Here is a 20,343-nt window from a genome sequence, read left to right as displayed (position 1 = left end):
GGCCCGCTCATCAGCGGGCCTTTTTGTTGGTCTGTATTCAGGTCAGAACCTGAACACTTCCATATCGGTGCGAATCGGCACGGCCATCGGCATCTTCGGCTTCTCCGGTGCCGCAGCCTTGGGCTGCGCCGGGGCTTGTTTGCGTGGCGCTTCTGCCACCGCTGGCTGATTGGCCAATGGCTTGAGGGCCACCGACAGCTGGTCAGCCAAACGTTGCAGCAACACACCCTGGGCCTGGACCTGGGACGCGGTGCTGCCGCTGTGCTCTTCCTGCAAGTGCACGATGCGGTTATCCCGCACCTGGCCACGACGGTCGATCAAGCGCCATTGCGCGTCGAGGATAGCGGGCTGCGAAACGCCCGAGTCCAGTCGCGTAATGGTCAGCAGCACCTGTACGTCCGGGGCAAAACCCAACGGCGCCGGCGCCAATACCACACGCTGGCTGTCCAGGTGGCCAGCCACCTGGCGCAACATCAACTGATTGATGTCGGACGAAAGGCTACCGGCCCAGCGGCCATCGGTGGAACCTTGCAGGCTGCCGTCGTTCTGACGTTGCAGCAGGGTTTCACGTTGCAGGTAGTCGGCCACTACAACAGGGCCAAGCAATACAGCCATGCCGGCACTTTGTGCAGGCTGAGCCGGACTTCCACTGTCCAGCTGATACAGCGACACCGGTTGGTGTGTGCTGCAACCCGCCAGGCCCAAAAGGCCAGCGAGCAACAAAAATAAAGGAAGGCGCGGAGCAGTCATCATCCCATCCAGGTGGCTGCCACAAGGCGAACCACAATGTAATACTCAAAAATAACCTGTACGCGCTCAGCCACGCCGGCGCTGGAAAGGCCATATCATCCGTGAATATGCGCCATGACTCCAGCGCGAAAGCGTCGATCTACGGGTTAAATCGTAGATCGGGCGCTCTATATCGCCTTAAACGGGCGTTTCCACCAGTAAAGCGTCCACTCGCTGGAAGCCGCGCGGCAGTTTATTGCCACGACGACCCCGCTCACCCTTGTAGTGCTCGAGGTCGTCAGGGCGCAGTGACAACGTGCGCTTGCCGGCCTGCAACACCAGGGTCGAGCCTTCCGGGATCACGGCGATGTCGGTCACGTACTCTTCGCGACTGGCCACCCGCTCCCCGGGAATACCAATGATCTTGTTGCCCTTGCCTTTGCCCAACTGCGGCAAATCGCTGATCTTGAACACCAGCAGGCGCCCTTCGGTCGTCACCGACGCCAGCCAGTTGCCTTCACGGTCTTCCACCGGACGCGGCAGGATCACCTTGGCGTTGTTCGGCAGGCTCAACAACGCCTTGCCCGCCTTGTTCTTGGCCTGCAGGTCTTCACCCTTGACCACGAACCCATAGCCCGCATCGGAAGCGATGACGTACAACGAGTCATCGTCCGGCAGCAGCACGCACTCAAAATTCGCACCCGGTGGCGGTGTCAGGCGTCCGGTCAATGGCTCGCCCTGCCCCCGCGCCGATGGCAAGGTGTGCGCCGGCACCGAGTAACTGCGACCGGTGGAGTCGATAAACACCGCAAACTGGTTGGAACGCCCCGCCGCCGCGGTTTTGAAACCGTCGCCAGCCTTGTAAGACAGGCCGGTGGCGTCAATATCATGCCCTTTGGCTGAGCGAACCCAACCCTTTTCCGACAGAACGACGGTAATTTTCTCGTTGGGCAGCAGCTCGGTTTCGGTCAGGGCCTTGGCTTCGGCGCGCTCGACAATCGGCGAGCGGCGGTCGTCGCCATAGGTTTCGGCGTCCTTGATCAGCTCGGTGCGCACCAGCTTCTTCAGCTTGGCCTCGCTGCCCAGCAGGGCCTGGAGCTTGGCTTGTTCCTTGAGCAGCGCGTCCTGTTCGTCCCGCAGCTTCATCTCTTCCAGTCGCGCCAACTGACGCAGACGGGTGTCGAGGATGTAGTCGGCCTGGATTTCGCTGAGTTCGAAGCGCGCGATCAGCTCGGCCTTCGGGTGCTCGGCGGTACGGATGATATGGATCACTTCATCCAGGTTGAGATAAGCGATCAGCAAGCCGTCCAACAGGTGCAGGCGGCGTTCGACCTTGTCCAGGCGGAATTGCAGGCGGCGACGCACGGTCTGCACCCGGAATTCCAGCCATTCCACCAGCAAAGCCCGCAGGTTCTTCAACTGCGGCTTGCCGTCCAGGCCAATGATGTTGATGTTGACCCGATAGCTGGACTCCAGCTCGGTGCTGGCGAACAGATGCTGCATCAGCACTTCATGGTCGACCCGGCTGTTGGTCGGGATGATCACGATGCGGCACGGGTTTTCGTGGTCGGACTCGTCACGCAGGTCGGCGACTTGCGGCAGCTTCGACGGCTTGGCCTGCATCAGCGCGGCAATCTGCTCCAGCACCTTGGCGCCGGACACCTGGTGCGGCAGCGCCGTGACGATGATGTCGCCGTCTTCGATGTGGTACACGGCGCGCATGCGCACCGAGCCTTTACCGGTCTGGTAGATTTTCAGCAGGTCGGCGCGAGGCGTGATGATTTCTGCTTCGGTCGGGTAATCCGGGCCCTGGATATGCTCGCAGAGCTGTTCGACCGTAGCCTTCGGCTCATCCAGCAGGCGCACGCAGGCGCTGGCCACTTCCCGCAGGTTGTGGGGCGGTACGTCAGTGGCCATGCCCACGGCGATACCCGTGGTGCCATTGAGCAGGATATTCGGCAAACGTGCCGGCAACACCAGCGGCTCGTCGAGGGTGCCGTCAAAGTTCGGGCCCCAGTTGGCCGTGCCCTGGCCCAGTTCGCTCAGCAGCACTTCCGAATACCGCGACAGACGCGCTTCGGTGTAACGCATGGCGGCGAAGGACTTCGGATCATCCGGCGCACCCCAGTTACCCTGGCCGTCCACCAGCGTGTAGCGGTAGCTGAACGGCTGGGCCATCAGCACCATGGCTTCGTAGCACGCCGAGTCGCCGTGAGGGTGGAATTTACCGAGCACGTCACCGACGGTACGCGCCGACTTCTTGTGCTTGGAGTCAGCGTCCAGGCCCAACTCACTCATCGCATAGATAATGCGCCGCTGTACGGGCTTCAGGCCGTCGCCGATATGCGGCAAGGCACGGTCCATGATCACGTACATCGAGTAGTTGAGGTAGGCATTTTCGGTGAAGTCAGCCAGCGACCGGCGTTCAACGCCATCTAAGCTGTCTGCAAGGATGTCACTCATGCGGGCCTCATCATTGTTTGGTCTGGCGCAGCAGCAAAGTGCCGCTGCGCTGGGTAAATTCAAGTTGTTTCAATGCACTCATGCCCAGCAATACCTGTTCATCGCCCAAACCCGGTACCACGATGGCGCGCACGTCCCGAAGGACGATATCGCCCAGTTGCAGACGGCCCAACTCGGTCCGAAAGCCCTGGGTTCGCCCGTTGGCCGTACTCACGCCAACCGGCATGCCGCGTTCAAGCCCGAGACGGTCGGCCAATTCAGCCGGAACCGCCACGTCGGTGGCCCCGGTGTCGAGCATGAACTGCACCGGCTTGCCGTTGATCTGGCCAGTGGCGACAAAATGCCCTTGGCCGTTGCCCAGCAGTTTTACTTCGATATAACCCTCGTGCTGCTCCGAGGTCACCACGGCATTGGGGTTTTCCTGTCGCGCTTCCCACTGCCCAAAAAATCGTGTCGCCAAAAACAGGCCGGCGCCCCACGCGACGAACATCAACACACGCCCGGCGCGCTTGCCGGGTTGTTGCGCACTCATGGCTTGGCGCTCCAGCCACCCGCAGGGGCGGCGAAACGATAGACCACCGGCCGCTTTTCGCCATCGGCGCGGGCACCGAAGTTATTGTCGATGCCGATCCAGGCACCGTCAGCGTCCACCACCAAGGCTTCGGCCAATCCATAGGCCTGGGCATAACGCCGATTCGGCGTCAGCGCTTCATCGGCAAACGACCAGCACAACTCCACCTGGGCCGTGACCGCATCCCGGCGACACACCTGAAACGCATTGCGCTCCAGGGTAAACAGCTTGCCATTGAACATCGCCAGGTCGGCAAAGTCCTTGGACACCGCCTTGGCGCCCGGAAACTGCGCCGGCTGCATCTCCTGGCCGGCCTCGCTCAGCAATACACAAGGGCCGTCACAATCCCAGAGGGTTTGCGGGCGCTTGATGGAGATCAACCCGCGCCGCTCACGCTCTGCTGCGAGCCAGATTTGATTGCCTTCCGGGTTCACCACGATGCCTTCAAACAGCGCGTTGAAGTGCAGCAACATGCCACTGGCCCGAGCTTCGCGAACCATGCCCGGGGCGATCTTCAGCCACTCCGTTTCACCGTGTTCTGAGGAGAAAGGCACCCTGAGAACCGCCGCGTGGGCTTCGCTGACAATGTAGCGGTTACCCGCCGCATCGCAGCTGATGCCTTCAAAATCCAGATCACCACCACGAATCAACGCAGCTGCCCTGGTGCGTGAGCGCAGGCCAAAGGGCAAACCCGACGCCGGCACCGGCGGCACATCAATCACGTATGTCTCTGCTTTCCAGACGTCACCGGCGGTATCGAGCCGGTAGATCTGATCGTCATCGCGATCGGAGACTGTCCACAATTCGCTACCGCATAAGGCCAGGCCCGACAGGTTGCCGCCGCGCATGCCTTCCACCGGGTGTTCCGACAACAGCTTCAGCTCAGCCACGGGCGCCGCGACCACCGAGGTGGTCGCCAACCCGCTCAACAACAGAATCGCCAGGGCGAAACTGCTGCGCATCAGCCCAGAACCTCGGCCAGGTTACCCTTGGACTCCAGCCAGTTCTTGCGATCCGGCGCGCGTTTCTTCGCCAGCAACATGTCCATCATTTCCGAGGTGGCGGCGAAATCTTCCAGGGTCAACTGCACCAGGCGCCGAGTGTTCGGGTCCATGGTGGTTTCCCGCAGCTGCGGCGGGTTCATCTCACCCAGGCCCTTGAATCGGGTGACCTGCGGCTTGCCGCGTTTCTTCTCGGCCACCAGGCGGTCGAGAATGCCATCGCGCTCGGCTTCGTCCAGGGCGTAGAAAATCTCTTTGCCCAGGTCGATGCGGTACAGCGGCGGCATGGCGACATAGACGTGACCGGCATCCACCAATGGGCGGAAGTGCTGGACGAACAATGCACAGAGCAAGGTCGCAATGTGCAAGCCGTCGGAGTCGGCGTCGGCGAGGATGCAGATCTTGCCGTAGCGCAGCTGACTCATGTCCGCCGCGCCCGGGTCGACACCGATGGCCACGGCAATGTTGTGCACTTCCTGGCTGGCCAGTACTTCGCTGCCATCGACTTCCCAGGTGTTTAGGATCTTGCCGCGCAGGGGCAGGATCGCCTGGAATTCCTTGTCCCGCGCTTGCTTGGCGGAACCGCCGGCAGAATCACCTTCCACCAGGAACAGCTCGGAGCGCATCGGGTCTTGCCCGGCGCAGTCCGCCAGCTTGCCAGGCAGTGCCGGCCCCTGGGTAATGCGCTTGCGTTCGACTTTCTTGCTGGCCTTCAGGCGACGGCCGGCGTTGTTGATCGCCAGCTCCGCCAGGGCCAGGCCCAATTCAGGGTGTTCGTTGAGCCACAGGCTGAAGGCATCCTTGACCACCCCGGAGACGAACGCCGCTGCCTCACGGGACGACAGGCGCTCCTTGGTCTGGCCGGAGAATTGCGGCTCCTGCATTTTCATCGACAGGACGAACGCGATCCGCTCCCAGACGTCTTCCGGCGCCAGCTTCACGCCGCGCGGCAGCAGGCTGCGGTATTCGCAGAATTCGCGCATGGCATCCAGCAAGCCCTGGCGCAAACCGTTGACGTGGGTACCGCCCTGGGCCGTCGGGATCAGGTTGACGTAGCTTTCCTGGACGCTGTCGCCACCTTCCGGCAGCCACAACAAGGCCCAGTCCACGGCTTCTTTATTACCCGCCAGGCTGCCGCAGAACGGCTCGTTCGGCAGGCGCTCGAATTCGCTGACAGAGTCTTCCAGGTAGGACCGCAGGCCGTCTTCGTAATGCCACTCGACCTTTTCGCCGGTGCCTTTGTCTTCAAAGCTGACCAGCAGGCCCGGGCACAGCACAGCCTTGGCCTTGAGCACATGCTTGAGGCGGCTGATGGAGAATTTGGGTGAATCGAAGTATTTCGGGTCCGGCGCGAAGTACACGCTGGTGCCGGTATTGCGCTTGCCGACGGTGCCGATCACTTCCAGGTCGGTGGCCTTGTAGCCATCGGCGAAAGTCATCTGATACTCGTTGCCGTCGCGCTTGACCTTGACCCGTACGTGGTTCGACAGGGCGTTGACCACGGAAATACCCACACCGTGCAAGCCACCGGAGAACTGGTAGTTCTTGTTGGAGAACTTGCCGCCGGCGTGCAGCTTGGTGAGGATCAGCTCGACGCCCGACACACCCTCTTCCGGGTGAATGTCCACCGGCATGCCACGACCGTCGTCGGACACTTCCAGGGAATGGTCGGCGTGAAGGATGACTTGTACCGACTTGGCGTGCCCGGCCAAGGCTTCGTCGACGCTGTTGTCGATGACTTCCTGGGCAAGGTGGTTCGGCCGACTGGTGTCGGTGTACATGCCGGGGCGTTTGCGCACCGGGTCGAGGCCCGAGAGGACTTCGATGGCGTCGGCGTTATAAGAGCTAGCGCTGGGAGTGGCCATGGGGTCTCGTCGTGAGTCGTTCGATTAAAAAGTAACCTGCGGTTTCACAATGCGGTGAAATCGAAGGATTGGTACTGATCGGAGCCTATGCCGGCAAAACTCAACAGCGCCGGTAACTGTTGGGCGAAGCCCTGGTAACCGTGATCGCCACCGGCCTGGATGCGCAAGGCACAGGCCCGGTAATACTGCTGGGCGAGGCGATAATCCAGTGTTTCATCGCCGGTCTGCAACCACACCTGATAACGCTGGGCGTCCTGGGGCGCCGGCACTTCCAGCTCGGCCAGGGCCGCGACGTGGTCGTGGGTCAGCTCCCAGGTCTCATCGGTGTAGAGGTTCTTCTGGGTGCCCAGGTAACCGTCGAACATCCGATGAGGGCTGACTGCCGGGTTGACCAGCAAGGCGTTGAGGCCATGGCGTTCGGCAAGATGGGTTGCATAGTAGCCGCCGAGTGAGCTGCCTACCAGCAGTGGCCTTCCGAGGTCACGGATAGCCGCCTCCAACTGGGGGATCGCCTGGCGGGGGTGGTGATGCAGGGCCGGCACGCGCAGCTGGTCGGCCAGACCGAGGCTGTCCATCACGGTGATCAACTGGCTCGCCTTGTTGGAGGCTGGTGCGCTGTTGAAACCGTGGATATACAAGATCGATGCGGACATTCCGGGTCCTCTGTGGGTCTGCCAAAGAGGCGCAGTTTACAGGGAAATCTCAGTAGCCGTTGCTACCGTAATCCACCTGAAACGCGAAGCCCTGCACCCGCTCCACACCGGTTTCCAACCGCCCGTCGGCATGCAACCGCAGCCAGCGATACCCGGGTGCCTGCTCACTCACGCTGAAATCCTCACTCCCGGGAGCGAACTGAATACAGGTAGAAGGCGAAGCCAACAAACGCACCCCATTGCGCTCCCGGTCAATTTCCTGATGCACATGCCCCCAAAGCACCGCCCGCACCTGCGGAAACCGATCCAGCACCGCAAACAACGCCTCAGGATTGCGCAAACCGATGGGCTCCATCCAAGCGCACCCAATCGACACCGGATGATGGTGAAAACACACCAAATGATGCCGAGCCGGCGCCTCACTCAACGACTGCGCCAGCAATTGCAGCTGCTGATCCTGCAAATACCCCGGCACCGAACCCGGCACCGCCGAGTCCAGCAGGGTAATGCGCCAGTTGCCCACATCCACCACCGGTTCCAGCAACGCGCTATTGACCGCCGCCTGCTGCATCACCTGCGGCTCATCGTGATTCCCCGGGATCCAGCGCGCCGGCGCCTGAATCTGCCGCGTCATGTCACGAAACGCCTGATACGACTCCAGCGTACCGTCCTGGGACAAATCCCCGGTGGCCAGCACCAGATCAATCTGCGGCTGCTGCACCAGCACCGTGTCGATCACCCGTTGCAGGCTCTCGCGGGTATTCATGCCCAGCAGGCCGCCGTCCGCCTCGGCAAACAGGTGACTGTCGGACAACTGCACCAGCAACGCCGAAGCGTCAGGGTTCAAGGCGGATACGCTCGGCAAGGCGTTCTCCCAGGGCGTGATCACAGGAATGGACATTTGAGGCGATTATGCTGGGGCAGGACACAAAGAGGAAACCCGTGAAGCGGACGCAGTTCACATCTATCGAACGACTTCGAACTCGTGGCCCAGGGCCAGGCAGTGACTCAACCATTCACCGAGGAACACATTGAGCTGTGCTTTCTCATCGGGTTGGTGCATGAACACGTTGGGGTAAGGATAGATGCTGCGAAAGCGTCGTGCATGTTCGGCGCTGATCACTTCGGCCATGCGTGCGTCGTGGTACACCTGCACTTCCAGCTGCGGCACCGGCAGCCACGGCAGGCTGTGCTCCTGACGCACCCGCAAAGTGGTGGTGTACGGGCAGTTCACGATCACTTCCAGGGTCAGCACGCCGAGCATCTGGTCGCCGTGGGTCACGGCAATGCGCCGCGCCTCGGGGGTGTGGCGCATGTCCGGCAGCAGCCGCATCAGCCGTGCATAGTTGGCCTCGCAGGCTGCTTGCAGCCCGATCAGGTCAACCCGATATCGCTCCCGTGCCTTTACTGCCATAACCCCCTCACTTCCGCGCGATTAAGCGCAAGCCATTGCAGGGCAATAATGCTCGCTGCGTTGGAAATTTTACCGTCACGTACCGCCTGCAGAGCGTCTTCAAAGGCCCAGACGGTGACGCGGATATCTTCGGCTTCCTCTTCCAGTCCATGGACGCCACCGGCCCCGGCGCTTTCGCAACGGCCCAGGAACAAGTGGACAAATTCGGTGCTGCCACCCGGCGACGGAAAGTACTTGGTGATCGGCCAGAGTGCGGAGAATGTAAGGCCAGCTTCCTCCTCGGCTTCGCGGTGTGCAACCTCCTCCGGTTGCTCATCCTTGTCGATCAGGCCGGCGACCATTTCGATCAGCCACGGGTTGTCGGTACGCCCCATGGCGCCGACGCGAAACTGCTCGATCAGCACCACTTCATCGCGCTGCGGGTCGTAGGGCAGTACACACACGGCGTCATGACGCACAAAGACTTCGCGATTGAGCTCACGGCTCATGCCGCCATCAAACTTCTCGTGCCGCAGTTTCAGCCGATCCAGTTTGTAGAAGCCCTTGTAGGCATTGTCGCGCTGAACAATCTCGACCTTGCTCGGCGTCGATTTCGCTGTGTCCGTCATATCAACCCTCGTTTATTGCCTTGCGGTGTCGAGGCGGCCTCGACATCGCGCCATCCTAACGCGCTCGTGCCCCTTGATGCAGCCCCTTTCCGGTTGCCGGGATAGACGGCGGGCGTCAAACTCACTCTAATCAGCTTAGTGGCGAACTGACTGCCTTGTCGGGAGTCGAAGCTCCACATTTTCACCTTTCCTCGATTTATGAAGGACACACATGTCGCTTTTAAAAATCGCCTCCGTGGCCTGTATCGCCTTGACCCTGGGTGCTTGCCAGAGCCTGTTCCAACCGGCCTATCTGAAGCCGCTGGACACCACCGCCGACGCCTCCGAGCAGATCAAACCCGGCTGCAGCAGTCCGGATTGCCCGCTGGTAAACATCGACACCGTGCACTTCCCGTCCGAGCCGCAGTTGGACCAGATCATCGAACAGCGCCTGCTGCAGATGGCCCGCACTTCACCTGGCCAGGCCATGCCCGCCACCCTGAACGCCTACCGCGACAAGTTCTTGCGTGAGTCCCCGGACCGCAACAGCATGTACTTGCAGGCCAAGGTACGTGAGCAGCATGACGGACTGGTGATCATCGAAGTGTCCAGCTACCTGGACACCGGCACCGCCCACGGCGAGCCGGGCCGCGGTTTCATCAACTATTCACGCCTGCTGCACAAAGAGCTGAGCCTGACCGACATGCTGTTGCCGGGCCAGGAAGATGCATTCTGGAAGACCGCGAAAGTCGCCCACAACAACTGGCTGATCAACTCGCAGATGGACCGTGACCCGGAGTTCGTGAAGAACTGGCCGTTCCAGAAAACCCCGAATGTGGCGCTGACCAGCAATGGCGTGGTGCTCAAGTACAACGTGACCACCATCGCGCCGTACGCATTGGGGCTGATCGAAATGACCATCCCCTATGCGCGCCTCACCGGCGTGATCAAGCCTGAGCTGGTGCCCGCACGCCACTGAAGGCCCGGCCCAGGATAAAGTGCAACAGCCCTGCCAGCACCAGCGCCGGCAGGGTCGCGCCGACATCCGGGTACAGATTCGCCAACAGGTGATAGGTGCTGATCCCTCCAAGCCACGCCAGCAGTGCCGGCCAGCGCAGGTTGGCGGCAACACCATGGCCACGACGGCGCAGGATGAAGTGATCCACCAGCACCACGCCGAACAGCGGCGCGAACACCGAGCCGATCAGCAGCAGGAAGTTCTGGTACTGCGCCAACGGTGCAAAGCAGGCGATCAGCGTGCAGATAACGCCAATGGCCAATGCCAAGTGCTCGACTTTCAAGCGCAACAGAATCCCGCTGGACACCGCCGCCGAGTGAATATCGGCGAACGCGTTTTCTGATTCATCCAACAGGATCAGCAGCAGCGGAATCCCCAGGCCGGCTCCGGCCAATGCCAGCAGCAACGCATTCACTTCACCGCTCGGCGCAAACGCCAGGGTGTAGGCCACGCCAAGGCTCATCAGCCAGAAGTTGCCGATGAAGAAACCCAGTGCCGTGCCGCCGAACACGTTTTTCGCGCGTTTGCCGAAACGTGAGTAGTCGGCAATCAGTGGCAGCCAGGACAGCGGCATGGCAATCGCGATATCGAAGCCAACGGCAAACGGCATCGAACCGTCACCAGCCTGGGCCCAGAGAGTGGCCAGGTCGGCCTTGGCAAACAGGTTCCAGGTCAGCCACAGGCAGGCGGCCAGCAGCAGCCAGATGCCCCACTTGCGCAGGATCTGCCGCACGAAGGTCAGCGGACCGCTGACGGCAAGCAAGGTCGCGAGGGCGCCGAATACCAGGGTCCAGAACAATGGGCTGGTCAGCAGGCTGCCTTCGCTGAACGCGCGGGCGCCCAACAGGCTGGCGGCGTCGCGCATCACGATGATTTCGAATGAGCCCCAGCCGATCAGCTGCAGCAGGTTCAGCAGCGCCGGCAGGCTTGCGCCCTTGATGCCGAGACTGAGTTTGAGGGCAGCCATGGAGGACAGGCCGGTGTCGCTGCCAATCACGCCGACGGCGGCCAGCAGCAGGACGCCGACCAGAGTGCCGAGGAAGATCGCCAGCAACGAGCCGGACAGGCCCAGTCCCGGCGCCAACAGCGCGCCGGTTTGCAGGACCATCAGGCCGATGCCCAGGGAGAACCACAAGGAGAAGAGATCGCGGGCGCCGAAGACGCGTTTGTCCAAGGGGACTGCGATGTCTGGGGAATAGGTGCTGGGTTGAATGCTCAAGGGTGCTATCTCAGAGGGACATGATCGTTCCCACGCTCTGCGTGGGAATGCCGCTTTGGACGCTCTGCGTCCGCTTTTGTGACGCGGAGCGTCACGGGATGCATTCCCACGCGGAGCGTGGGAACGATCATCGGGTTCAGACCTTTTTGTACAGCTGGCTACCTTCCTGCTTGAACCGCTCCGCCTGCTCCGCCAGTCCCTTGGCCACGTCCACATCCACCGCTTCAATGCGCTGGTTGGCCGCGTACTCACGCACTTCCTGGGTGATCTTCATCGAGCAGAATTTCGGCCCGCACATCGAGCAGAAATGCGCGACCTTGGCCGAGTCCTTCGGCAAGGTTTCATCGTGGTAAGAACGCGCCGTGTCCGGGTCCAGGCCCAGGTTGAACTGGTCCTCCCAACGGAATTCAAAGCGCGCCTTGCTCAACGCGTTGTCACGAATCTGCGCCCCCGGATGCCCCTTGGCCAAGTCCGCCGCATGGGCCGCGATCTTGTAGGTGATGATCCCGGTCTTCACATCGTCCTTGTTCGGCAGGCCCAAATGCTCCTTCGGCGTGACGTAGCAGAGCATCGCGCAACCGAACCAGCCGATCATCGCCGCCCCGATGCCCGAGGTGATGTGGTCATAACCCGGGGCGATGTCGGTGGTCAGCGGACCGAGGGTGTAGAACGGCGCTTCGTCGCAGCACTCCAGCTGCTTGTCCATGTTCTCCTTGATCAACTGCATCGGCACGTGGCCCGGGCCTTCGATCATGGTTTGCACGTCGTGCTTCCAGGCAATCTTGGTCAACTCGCCGAGGGTTTCCAGCTCGCCGAATTGCGCGGCGTCGTTGGCGTCGGCAATCGAGCCCGGGCGCAGGCCGTCTCCCAGGGAGAAGCTGACGTCGTAGGCCTTCATGATTTCGCAGATTTCGTCGAAATGGGTGTAGGTGAAGTTCTCTTTGTGGTGCGCCAGGCACCACTTGGCCATGATCGAACCACCACGGGACACGATGCCGGTGACGCGCTTGGCGGTCAGCGGTACATAGCGCAGCAATACGCCGGCGTGGATGGTGAAGTAGTCGACGCCCTGCTCGGCCTGTTCGATCAGGGTGTCGCGGAACAGCTCCCAGGTCAGGTCTTCAGCGGCGCCGCCGACTTTTTCCAGGGCCTGGTAGATTGGCACGGTACCGATCGGCACCGGCGAGTTGCGGATGATCCACTCGCGGGTTTCATGGATGTGCTTGCCGGTGGACAGGTCCATCACCGTGTCCGAACCCCAGCGAATGCCCCACGTCAGTTTCGCCACCTCTTCTTCGATGGACGAACCCAGGGCGCTGTTGCCGATGTTGCCGTTGATCTTCACCAGGAAGTTACGGCCGATGATCATCGGTTCCAGTTCGGTGTGGTTGATGTTGGCCGGGATGATCGCGCGGCCACGTGCGATTTCTTCGCGGACAAATTCCGGGGTGATGATTTTCGGCACGCTGGCGCCGAAGCTGTGGCCGGCGTGTTGCTGGTCCAGCAGGCCGGCGGCGCGGGCCTCTTCCAGCTTCATGTTTTCGCGGATGGCGACGTATTCCATCTCGGCGGTGATGATGCCTTTGCGGGCGTAGTGCATCTGGGTGACGTTGGCCCCGGCCTTGGCACGGCGCGGGTTTTTCACGTGGGCAAAACGCAGCGCGGTCAGCTCGGCATCGCTCAGGCGCTGTTGGCCGAAGTGCGAGCTCAAGCCCGACAGGCGCTCAGTGTCGCCGCGGGATTCGATCCACGGCGAGCGCACATCGCCCAGGCCTTTGCGCACGTCGATGATCACGTTCGGGTCGGTGTAGGGGCCTGAGGTGTCGTAGACCACTACGGGCGCATTGATTTCGCCGCCGAAGTCGGTGGGGGTCACGTCGAGACTGACTTCGCGCATCGGCACGCGGATATCCGGACGGGTGCCCTGAACGTAGATTTTTTGCGAGCGGGTAAACGGCTGCACGGAACCGGAGTCGACCTTGGCCGATTCACTCAAGTGCACGGTATTTTTTGATTTTTGGCTTTTTAATTCGATGCTCATCACGGGCTCTCCAACTATCCAGGCGGTGGATTTTTGTCGGAGTGAACCTGTGACGGATGGACGCACTGTGACAGTGCTGTGCTTGGCGCACGGGCTGTTCGATTGTCGAACAACATCCCGGACGAAGCACAAGAGGACTCGCCGGGTGACGAGAAATCTTGTTCCCTACGCAGGCGCTAACCTGATCAGGTTCAACGGGATCCGGTATTTACCGATCTCAGCCTTCCAACAAGGCACCCCGACAAGAACGCGGCCAGTCTAGACCATGGAGCAGGCAAATTGCCAACGGCGGTGCATTCATCGTGATGAATGGCGTAATTACAGGATTGTTGTGCCGTGATAGCGCCACTACACTCGGTGACTGCCTGAGGTCTTGACGCCAGGAATGGGCCGCCTTAGCCTTGGGCTCCAAATTATCGCTGTAATATTTATTCTAGGGATCGCCTCATGCTGCGCAAACTTTCACTGGCTCTCGCCGTGTCTTGTGCGACCAACGGACTGGTCTGGGCAGCTGAAGCGCCCCTGACGACCAAAACCGACCTGGTCAGCGTCTACCAGGAAGCGGTGGACAACAACGCCGACCTGGCCGCCGCCCGCGCCCAATACGGCGCGCAGAAAGAAGTGGTGCCCCAGGCCCGCGCCGGGTTGCTGCCGAACCTGTCGGCCGGTGCCGACATCAACAATGTGCGCACCCAGCTGGACCAGCCCGCCGCCACGGTCAACCGCGACGCCCATTCCTGGCGCGCGACCTTGAGCCAGCCGCTGTTCCGCGCTGATCGCTGGTTCCAGCTGCAAGCCGCTGAAGCCGTCAACGAGCAGGCCGCGCTGCAACTCTCGGCCACCGAACAGAACCTGATCCTGCAAAGCGCCGAAAACTACTTCGCCGTGCTGCGAGCCCAGGACAACCTGGCGTCCACCAAGGCCGAAGAAGCCGCGTTCAAGCGCCAGCTGGACCAGTCCAACGAACGCTTTGACGTCGGCCTGTCGGACAAGACCGACGTGCTGCAATCCCAGGCCAGCTACGACACCGCACGGGCCAATCGCATCCTGGCCCAGCGCCAGGTGGACGACGCCTTCGAAGCGCTGATCACCCTGACCAACCGCCAGTACAACTCGATCCAGGGCATCGTCCACACGCTGCCGGTGCTGCCACCGGCGCCGAACGACGCCAAGGCCTGGGTCGAAACCGCCGGCCGCCAGAACCTGAACCTGCTGGCCAGCAACTATGCCGTCACCGCCGCCGAAGAAACCCTCAAGCAACGCAAGGCCGGCCACGCGCCGACGCTGGATGCCGTGGCGCAATATGAAAAAGGTGACAACGACGCCCTGGGCTTCAGCAACCCGAGCGCCTTTGGCCAGCCGTATCACGGTGACGTGTCGCAACGCACCGTAGGCTTGCAGTTGAGCATCCCGCTGTACAGCGGCGGCCTGACCAGCTCGCAAGTGCGCGAATCCTATTCCCGCCTGGGCCAGACCGAGCAGCAACGCGAAGGCCTGCGTCGCCAGGTGGTGGAAAACACCCGCAACCTGCACCGCGCGGTGAACACCGATGTGGAGCAGGTACAGGCGCGCCGTCAGTCGATCATCTCCAACCAGAGCGCGGTGGAGGCCACGGAAATCGGTTACCAGGTGGGCACGCGCAATATCGTCGATGTGCTGGACGCCCAGCGCCAGCTGTACACCTCGGTGCGCAACTACAACAACAGCCGCTACGACTACATCCTCGACAACCTGCGCTTGAAGCAGGCGGCGGGCACGTTGAACCCGGGGGACTTGCAGGATCTGGCGCGTTACCTGAAGGCCGACTACAACCCGGACAAGGACTTCCTGCCGCCGGACCTGGCCAAGGCCGCCGCGGCGCAGCTGAAGGCTAACCCGGGTTACTAAGACTGCCAAATAACCCAATGTGGGAGCGGGCTTGCTCGCGAAGGCGGTGTATCAGTCGACTTATTCGCTGACTGACACTGCGCATTCGCGAGCAAGCCCGCTCCCACATTTGATTTGTGTTGTCAGTGGCTGAGCAGTCTGCCCAATCCGTCCAGCAAACGCTTCAATGCCCCCTGATTGGCGCGCATCACCGCCAGCCCCGCCTGCCCCATCTTCTGCGCGTCCTGCGGCAGCTCGAACAAACGCTGCACCGCCACCGCCAAACCCTCGGCATCGTCCACTTCCTGCAACGCGCCGGCGTCGCGCATCATTGCGCTGATTTCCAGGAAGTTGAACACGTGGGGCCCGCAGATCACCGGCTTGGCCAAGGCCGCCGGCTCCAACGGGTTATGCCCGCCCGTGGCAACCAGGCTACCGCCGACAAAAGCGCTGTCGGCCAGGGCATACAGAAACAGCAACTCGCCCATGGTGTCGCCCAGCAGCACCGAGGTTTGCGCCGTCACCGCCTCGCCGCTGGAGCGACGCACCGTGGCGAAACCCTGTTGCTGGCACAGCTCGAACATCGGGTTGAAGCGCTCCTGATGGCGCGGCACCAGGATCAGCAACGCATTGGGATAACTGGCAAGCAACTGGCGATGGGCAGCGAGCACCACTTCGTCTTCGCCTTCGTGGGTGCTGGCGGCGATCCACACCGGGCGTTCACTGGCGTGCCACTGTTCACGCAACGCGGCGGCGAGCGCCAGCAGTTGCGGGTCGATGGCCAGGTCGAACTTGATCGAGCCGGTGACTTCGACAGTCTCGGGCCGTGCACCCAGGCTGCGAAAACGCTCGGCCTCGGTTTCGGTCTGGACCGCGAACAGACTCATTTCCGCCAGCATCGGCGCGGTCAGCCTGGCGAAACGCCCGTAGCCCTTGGCCGAGCGAGCCGACAGCCGCGCGTTGGCCAATGCCACGGGAATCCCGCGTTTGGCGCACTGGTGAATATGGTTGGGCCACAGTTCGGTCTCCATGATCACCGCCAGTTTCGGCTGCACGCGATCGAGAAAACGCTTGGCCGCACAGGGCAAATCGTACGGCAGGTAGCAGTGCTGGATGCGCGGCTCGTTGGCGAACAACGCCTGGATGCGCTCGGAACCGGTGGGCGTCATGCAGGTGACGGTGATCGGCAGCTGTGGATAACGTTCCAGCAGCCCGCGAATCATCGGCGCAGCGGCGATGCTTTCGCCCACCGACACCGCATGCACCCAAATCCCGCCGGGTTGCATCACCGGCAAGCCCCAGGAGAAGCGTTCTCCCACGCGCTTCGCGTAAGCAGGCGCTTTGCGGGCTCGCAGCCACAGACGTAAAGCTACCAACGGCAGCGCCAGGTAAAACAGACAGCTGTAGAGAGTTCTATTCATGGCGGCGGAGTTTATCGGCTTTTTCAGTCGATCGCCTGCAAGCACTCGGCAAAACGTTCGGCGAGGAAACGCGCGGCCGGGCCGAGGGGCTCGTCGCGACGCCAGACCAGCTCCACCACCAGCGCCGGCGGGGTCCATTCGCTGTTCAGTTCGACCATCTGGTTCTGATAGGCCGGATACTGCACCACATGCCGCGGCAACCAGGCCCAACCCAGGCCGCGCGCCAGCCACTCGGCCAGCACGTAGAAACTGTCAGCCCGCCACACTTGCGGGCTGGCGGCCTCGCTGCCGGGATACACGCTGGTCTGGGTCGCCATCAGCAATTGGCGAAACTGCGCCAGGCGCTGGCAATCCACGAACTGTTCCTTGGCCATGGGATGCCCGATACCGCACACGGTCACCATCTCCACACTGCCCAGCACGCGGCGCTCCAACGCTTCGGGGATCTGATCGTGATAGAACAGCAGGCCCAGATCCGCCTTGCGCTCCACCAGCTTGCGCGCGACATCGCCTTGGGCGGCGCTGGACAACTGCACTTCCAGGCTGGGAAATTTTCCCGCCAGCGCTTCGAGGCTATCGAGCACCGGCTGATAGAGCATGGCTTCATCCTGGGCCAGGCGCAGGCGCGCCTCTTCACCGCGCATCAATGACAAGGCACGGCCATTCAGGCGCTCGCACTGGCGCAAGACTTCCCGCGCCTCCTCGAGCAGTGCCGTGCCCGCCTCGGTCAAACGGGGCTGGCGGCCGCTGCTGCGATCAAACAGGGATACGCCCAGGTCCGCCTCCAACAGGGCAATCCCATTGCTGACTGCCGATTGTGCCCGACGCTGGTCCCGCGCCACCGCCGAAAATGAACGCTGCTCGGCGACGCTGACAAACAGGCGCATTTGCTCAAGACTCCACTGCACGCTCATGGCTCAACCCATCTTCAATTCGGATAGGTAATGACTTTACCGCATCTGACAAGTCTCTAAAATGCCAACCTTATCAAGCGACCCTGTACCGAGGATTTACCCCATGAACGCCGCCTACTATTACCTGGCCATTGCCATCTGCTCGGAAGTGATCGCCACCGTTTCCATGAAAGCGATCAAGGGTTTCAGCACGCCAATCCCGTTGTTGCTGGTGATCGTCGGCTACGGCGTGGCCTTCTGGATGCTCACGCTGGTGGTGCGCACCGTGCCGGTGGGTGTCGCGTATGCAGTGTGGGCCGGGATGGGCATCGTGATGGTCAGCATCGCCGCGCTGTTTATCTACGGGCAGAAACTGGATATCCCGGCGATGCTGGGCATGGGCCTGATTGTGCTGGGCGTGGTGGTGATTCAGTTGTTCTCGAAAACGGCCGGGCACTGAGCGTTCACGCGAGATTCAATTGAGGCCGAAACTCGCAGCCTCGTTCCACTCGACAGCTCCTGCGGTGCGTCTGTCATCAGGGAGCGTTGGGGCGAAGATTCACTTCATGAGCCTGTATACTGCGCAGCCTGTCTTGAACACTGAGGTCGCTGCATGCCATCCGTTATTTCCACCGACGTTCTGATTGTCGGCGCCGGGGTTGCCGGCCTCTGGCTCAATGCGCGCCTGCGCCGCCAGGGCTTTTCCACGGTATTGGTGGAAAGCGCCACCCTCGGTGGCGGGCAAAGCGTGAAGTCCCAGGGGATCATCCACGGCGGCGCCAAATACGCACTGCACGGCGCCCTGACCGGTGCCTCCGAAGCCATCGCCGACATGCCCCGCCGCTGGCGCGAAGCCCTGGCGGGCAACGGTGAACTGGATCTCTCCGGTGTGCGCCTGCTGTCCGAAGCCCACTATTTGTGGTCGCCGGGCACCATCGCCGGCAACCTCACCAGTTTCTTCGCGAGCAAGGCCGTGCGTGGCCGCGTGGATCAAGTGAAGGGCGATGACCTGCCACCGGCCCTGCAAGATCGCCGCTTCAAGGGCAAGGTCTATCGCCTGGCCGAACTGGTGATCGACGTCCCAAGCCTTATCGAACGCCTGGCCCAACTGGCCGGCGACGGTTTGCTCGCGGGTAAACAGATCGAACCCTTGCTGGAACAAGGCACACTGGTCGGCCTGAAGGTCGATGGCCGTGAGATCCGCGCCCAGCGTATCGTCGTCAGCGCCGGCGGCGGCACCGCTGACCTGCTCGGCGCCCTGGGCCTGAGCCAGCCCGCCATGCAACGCCGACCTCTGCACATGATCATCGCCAAGGGCCCCGGCCTGAAGCCGCTGTACGCCCACTGCCTGGGGGGCGGCACCAAGCCGCGCATCACCGTGACCACGCATCCCGCCGCCGACGGCAATTGGGTGTGGTACCTGGGCGGCGATATCGCCGAAGCCGAAGGTGTGGCCCGTACCCCGGAGCAACAGATCGCCACCGCCCAAAAAGAGCTGGGGCAGTTGCTGCCCTGGATCGACATGAGCCAGACCCAATGGGCCACCTTGCGCGTCGACCGCGCCGAACCATTGCAGTCAGGCCTGACCCGCCCGGACAACGCGTTCCTCGCCGAACAGGATCGCCTGTTGGTGGGCTGGCCGACCAAGCTGGCATTGGCACCGGATTTCGCCGATCGAGTGATCAACGCACTGGAACGTGACGGCATCAAGCCCGGAACTACCGAAAAACTGCCCGAGCTGCCGAAACCCGCCATCGCCCAACCCGCCTGGGAGCAACTGCTGCCATGACCCTGCCGACTCTGCACGACCTCCACCGCCCGCTGGGCAGCACCGGCCTGCTGGTCTCGCCGCTGGGCCTGGGCACCGTCAAGCTGGGCCGCGACCAAGGGGTGAAATACCCCAGTGGCTTCCAGATTCCCGATGACGATGCGGCGCGGATGCTGTTACGCCAGGCCCGGCAATTGGGCATCAACCTGATCGACACTGCGCCCGCCTATGGCCGCAGCGAAGAACGCCTGGGCCCGCTGTTGCGCGGCCAGCGCCAGGAATGGGTAATTGTCAGCAAGGTGGGCGAAGAATTTGCCGAAGGCGTATCCCATCACGACTTCAGCGCAGCCCACACCCGGCTTTCGGTGGAGCGCAGCCTGAAACGACTGGAAACGGATTTTATCGATCTGGTGCTGGTGCACTCCGACGGCAACGACCTGCATATCCTCAATGATTGCGAGGTTTACCAGACCCTGGAAGACCTCAAGCGCGAGGGCAAGATCCGTGGTTTCGGCTTCTCCGGCAAAACCGTCGAGGGCGGTGTAAAGGCTCTGGAACAAGGTGATTGCGCCATGGTCACCTACAATTTGAACGAACAGGCCGAGAAAGCCGTCATTGATTATGCCGCCGCACACGGCAAGGGCATCCTCGTGAAAAAGGCACTAGCCAGTGGCCATGTCTGCCTGGAATCCGGAGTGGATCCAATTCACGCCAGTTTCATGCTGTTGTTTGCGCAAACTGGCGTTGCCAGTGCTATTGTCGGGACCATTAATCCGCTGCACCTCGCCCACAACGTGGCGACCGCTGCCAAGGTCATTCGCCAACTCTGATGCC

Annotated in this window: 18 protein-coding genes and 1 riboswitch; of the genes, 5 read left to right on the top strand and 13 right to left on the bottom strand. The window is 62.0% G+C overall.

Features of this window, described 5'->3' with window-relative positions:
• Positions 1-42: 42 nt before the first annotated feature.
• From HX807_RS02090 to HX807_RS02050, 9 genes are all read right to left on the bottom strand, one after another.
• Entirely contained in the window at positions 43-750 is a 708-nt protein-coding gene (locus HX807_RS02090; RefSeq protein ID WP_003217538.1) for a membrane integrity-associated transporter subunit PqiC, read from the bottom strand.
• Positions 751-927: 177 nt separating this feature from the next.
• Positions 928-3,192 carry a DNA topoisomerase IV subunit A gene (parC, locus tag HX807_RS02085; RefSeq protein ID WP_003217539.1) on the bottom strand — a complete coding sequence of 755 codons (2,265 nt, stop codon included), beginning with the start codon at positions 3,190-3,192 and terminating at the stop codon, positions 928-930.
• Positions 3,193-3,202: 10 nt separating this feature from the next.
• The gene (locus tag HX807_RS02080) at positions 3,203-3,724 is read right to left on the bottom strand and encodes a TIGR02281 family clan AA aspartic protease (RefSeq protein ID WP_177049114.1); all 522 of its coding nucleotides are present in this window, start codon (positions 3,722-3,724) and stop codon (positions 3,203-3,205) included.
• Positions 3,721-4,725 carry an esterase-like activity of phytase family protein gene (locus tag HX807_RS02075; protein WP_177049113.1) on the bottom strand — a complete coding sequence of 335 codons (1,005 nt, stop codon included), beginning with the start codon at positions 4,723-4,725 and terminating at the stop codon, positions 3,721-3,723. The genes HX807_RS02080 and HX807_RS02075 overlap by 4 nt, the downstream gene beginning before the upstream one ends.
• Positions 4,725-6,629: a DNA topoisomerase IV subunit B gene (gene parE, locus HX807_RS02070; RefSeq protein WP_003209518.1), complete on the bottom strand. Its 1,905-nt coding sequence runs from the start codon at positions 6,627-6,629 to the stop codon at positions 4,725-4,727. Before parE ends, HX807_RS02075 begins: the two co-directional genes overlap by 1 nt.
• Before the next feature lie 44 nt (positions 6,630-6,673).
• A complete protein-coding gene (locus HX807_RS02065) occupies positions 6,674-7,282 on the bottom strand; it encodes a YqiA/YcfP family alpha/beta fold hydrolase (protein ID WP_003209516.1) in 609 nt (202 codons plus the stop codon).
• 49 nt (positions 7,283-7,331) lie between these two features.
• Positions 7,332-8,147 carry a 3',5'-cyclic-AMP phosphodiesterase gene (cpdA, locus tag HX807_RS02060; protein ID WP_102370213.1) on the bottom strand — a complete coding sequence of 272 codons (816 nt, stop codon included), beginning with the start codon at positions 8,145-8,147 and terminating at the stop codon, positions 7,332-7,334.
• Positions 8,148-8,246: 99 nt separating this feature from the next.
• Positions 8,247-8,696 carry a DUF1249 domain-containing protein gene (locus tag HX807_RS02055; RefSeq protein ID WP_003209507.1) on the bottom strand — a complete coding sequence of 150 codons (450 nt, stop codon included), beginning with the start codon at positions 8,694-8,696 and terminating at the stop codon, positions 8,247-8,249.
• On the bottom strand, positions 8,687-9,304 hold the full coding sequence (locus HX807_RS02050; protein WP_003209505.1) for an NUDIX domain-containing protein: 618 nt from the start codon (positions 9,302-9,304) through the stop codon (positions 8,687-8,689). Before HX807_RS02050 ends, HX807_RS02055 begins: the two co-directional genes overlap by 10 nt.
• A 211-nt stretch (positions 9,305-9,515) precedes the next feature.
• Between HX807_RS02050 and HX807_RS02045 the strand changes: the two genes are divergently transcribed.
• A complete protein-coding gene (locus tag HX807_RS02045; protein ID WP_087692488.1) occupies positions 9,516-10,262 on the top strand; it encodes an RsiV family protein in 747 nt (248 codons plus the stop codon).
• Here the strand turns inward: HX807_RS02045 and cytX are convergent.
• Both cytX and thiC read right to left on the bottom strand, forming a co-directional pair.
• Complete coding sequence (gene cytX, locus HX807_RS02040; protein WP_177049112.1) at positions 10,231-11,520, bottom strand: putative hydroxymethylpyrimidine transporter CytX; 1,290 nt, start codon at positions 11,518-11,520, stop codon at positions 10,231-10,233. The two genes, HX807_RS02045 and cytX, sit on opposite strands and share 32 nt — an antisense overlap.
• 136 nt (positions 11,521-11,656) lie before the next feature.
• Positions 11,657-13,561, bottom strand: a complete 1,905-nt coding sequence (gene thiC, locus HX807_RS02035; protein ID WP_008439122.1) for a phosphomethylpyrimidine synthase ThiC — start codon at positions 13,559-13,561, stop codon at positions 11,657-11,659.
• 145 nt (positions 13,562-13,706) lie between these two features.
• Positions 13,707-13,812: riboswitch (TPP riboswitch) on the bottom strand.
• Between the two features lie 196 nt (positions 13,813-14,008).
• Here thiC and HX807_RS02030 point away from each other — a divergent pair.
• Positions 14,009-15,448 (top strand): TolC family outer membrane protein, encoded by a 1,440-nt coding sequence (locus tag HX807_RS02030; RefSeq protein ID WP_102604279.1) that lies wholly within the window; start codon positions 14,009-14,011, stop codon positions 15,446-15,448.
• A gap of 122 nt (positions 15,449-15,570) precedes the next feature.
• On the opposite strand, the gene waaA is transcribed toward HX807_RS02030, so the two are convergent.
• Positions 15,571-16,848: a lipid IV(A) 3-deoxy-D-manno-octulosonic acid transferase gene (gene waaA / locus HX807_RS02025; protein ID WP_177049111.1), complete on the bottom strand. Its 1,278-nt coding sequence runs from the start codon at positions 16,846-16,848 to the stop codon at positions 15,571-15,573.
• Positions 16,849-16,871: 23 nt separating this feature from the next.
• Positions 16,872-17,762, bottom strand: a complete 891-nt coding sequence (locus HX807_RS02020; protein WP_008439125.1) for a LysR family transcriptional regulator — start codon at positions 17,760-17,762, stop codon at positions 16,872-16,874.
• 103 nt (positions 17,763-17,865) lie between these two features.
• Here HX807_RS02020 and HX807_RS02015 point away from each other — a divergent pair, with 103 nt between their 5' ends.
• From HX807_RS02015 to HX807_RS02005, 3 genes are all read left to right on the top strand, one after another.
• Complete coding sequence (locus HX807_RS02015) at positions 17,866-18,201, top strand: multidrug efflux SMR transporter (protein ID WP_003209492.1); 336 nt, start codon at positions 17,866-17,868, stop codon at positions 18,199-18,201.
• Positions 18,202-18,354: 153 nt separating this feature from the next.
• Positions 18,355-19,530 carry an FAD-binding oxidoreductase gene (locus HX807_RS02010; RefSeq protein WP_008439128.1) on the top strand — a complete coding sequence of 392 codons (1,176 nt, stop codon included), beginning with the start codon at positions 18,355-18,357 and terminating at the stop codon, positions 19,528-19,530.
• On the top strand, positions 19,527-20,339 hold the full coding sequence (locus HX807_RS02005; RefSeq protein WP_003209490.1) for an aldo/keto reductase: 813 nt from the start codon (positions 19,527-19,529) through the stop codon (positions 20,337-20,339). Before HX807_RS02010 ends, HX807_RS02005 begins: the two co-directional genes overlap by 4 nt.
• The last annotated feature ends 4 nt before the right edge of the window (positions 20,340-20,343 follow it).

It is taken from the genome of Pseudomonas sp. D8002 (assembly GCF_013385695.1).
Lineage (GTDB): Bacteria > Pseudomonadota > Gammaproteobacteria > Pseudomonadales > Pseudomonadaceae > Aquipseudomonas.
Note: the sequence above shows the minus strand (reverse complement) of the source record. Positions and strands in the feature narration are given on the sequence as shown.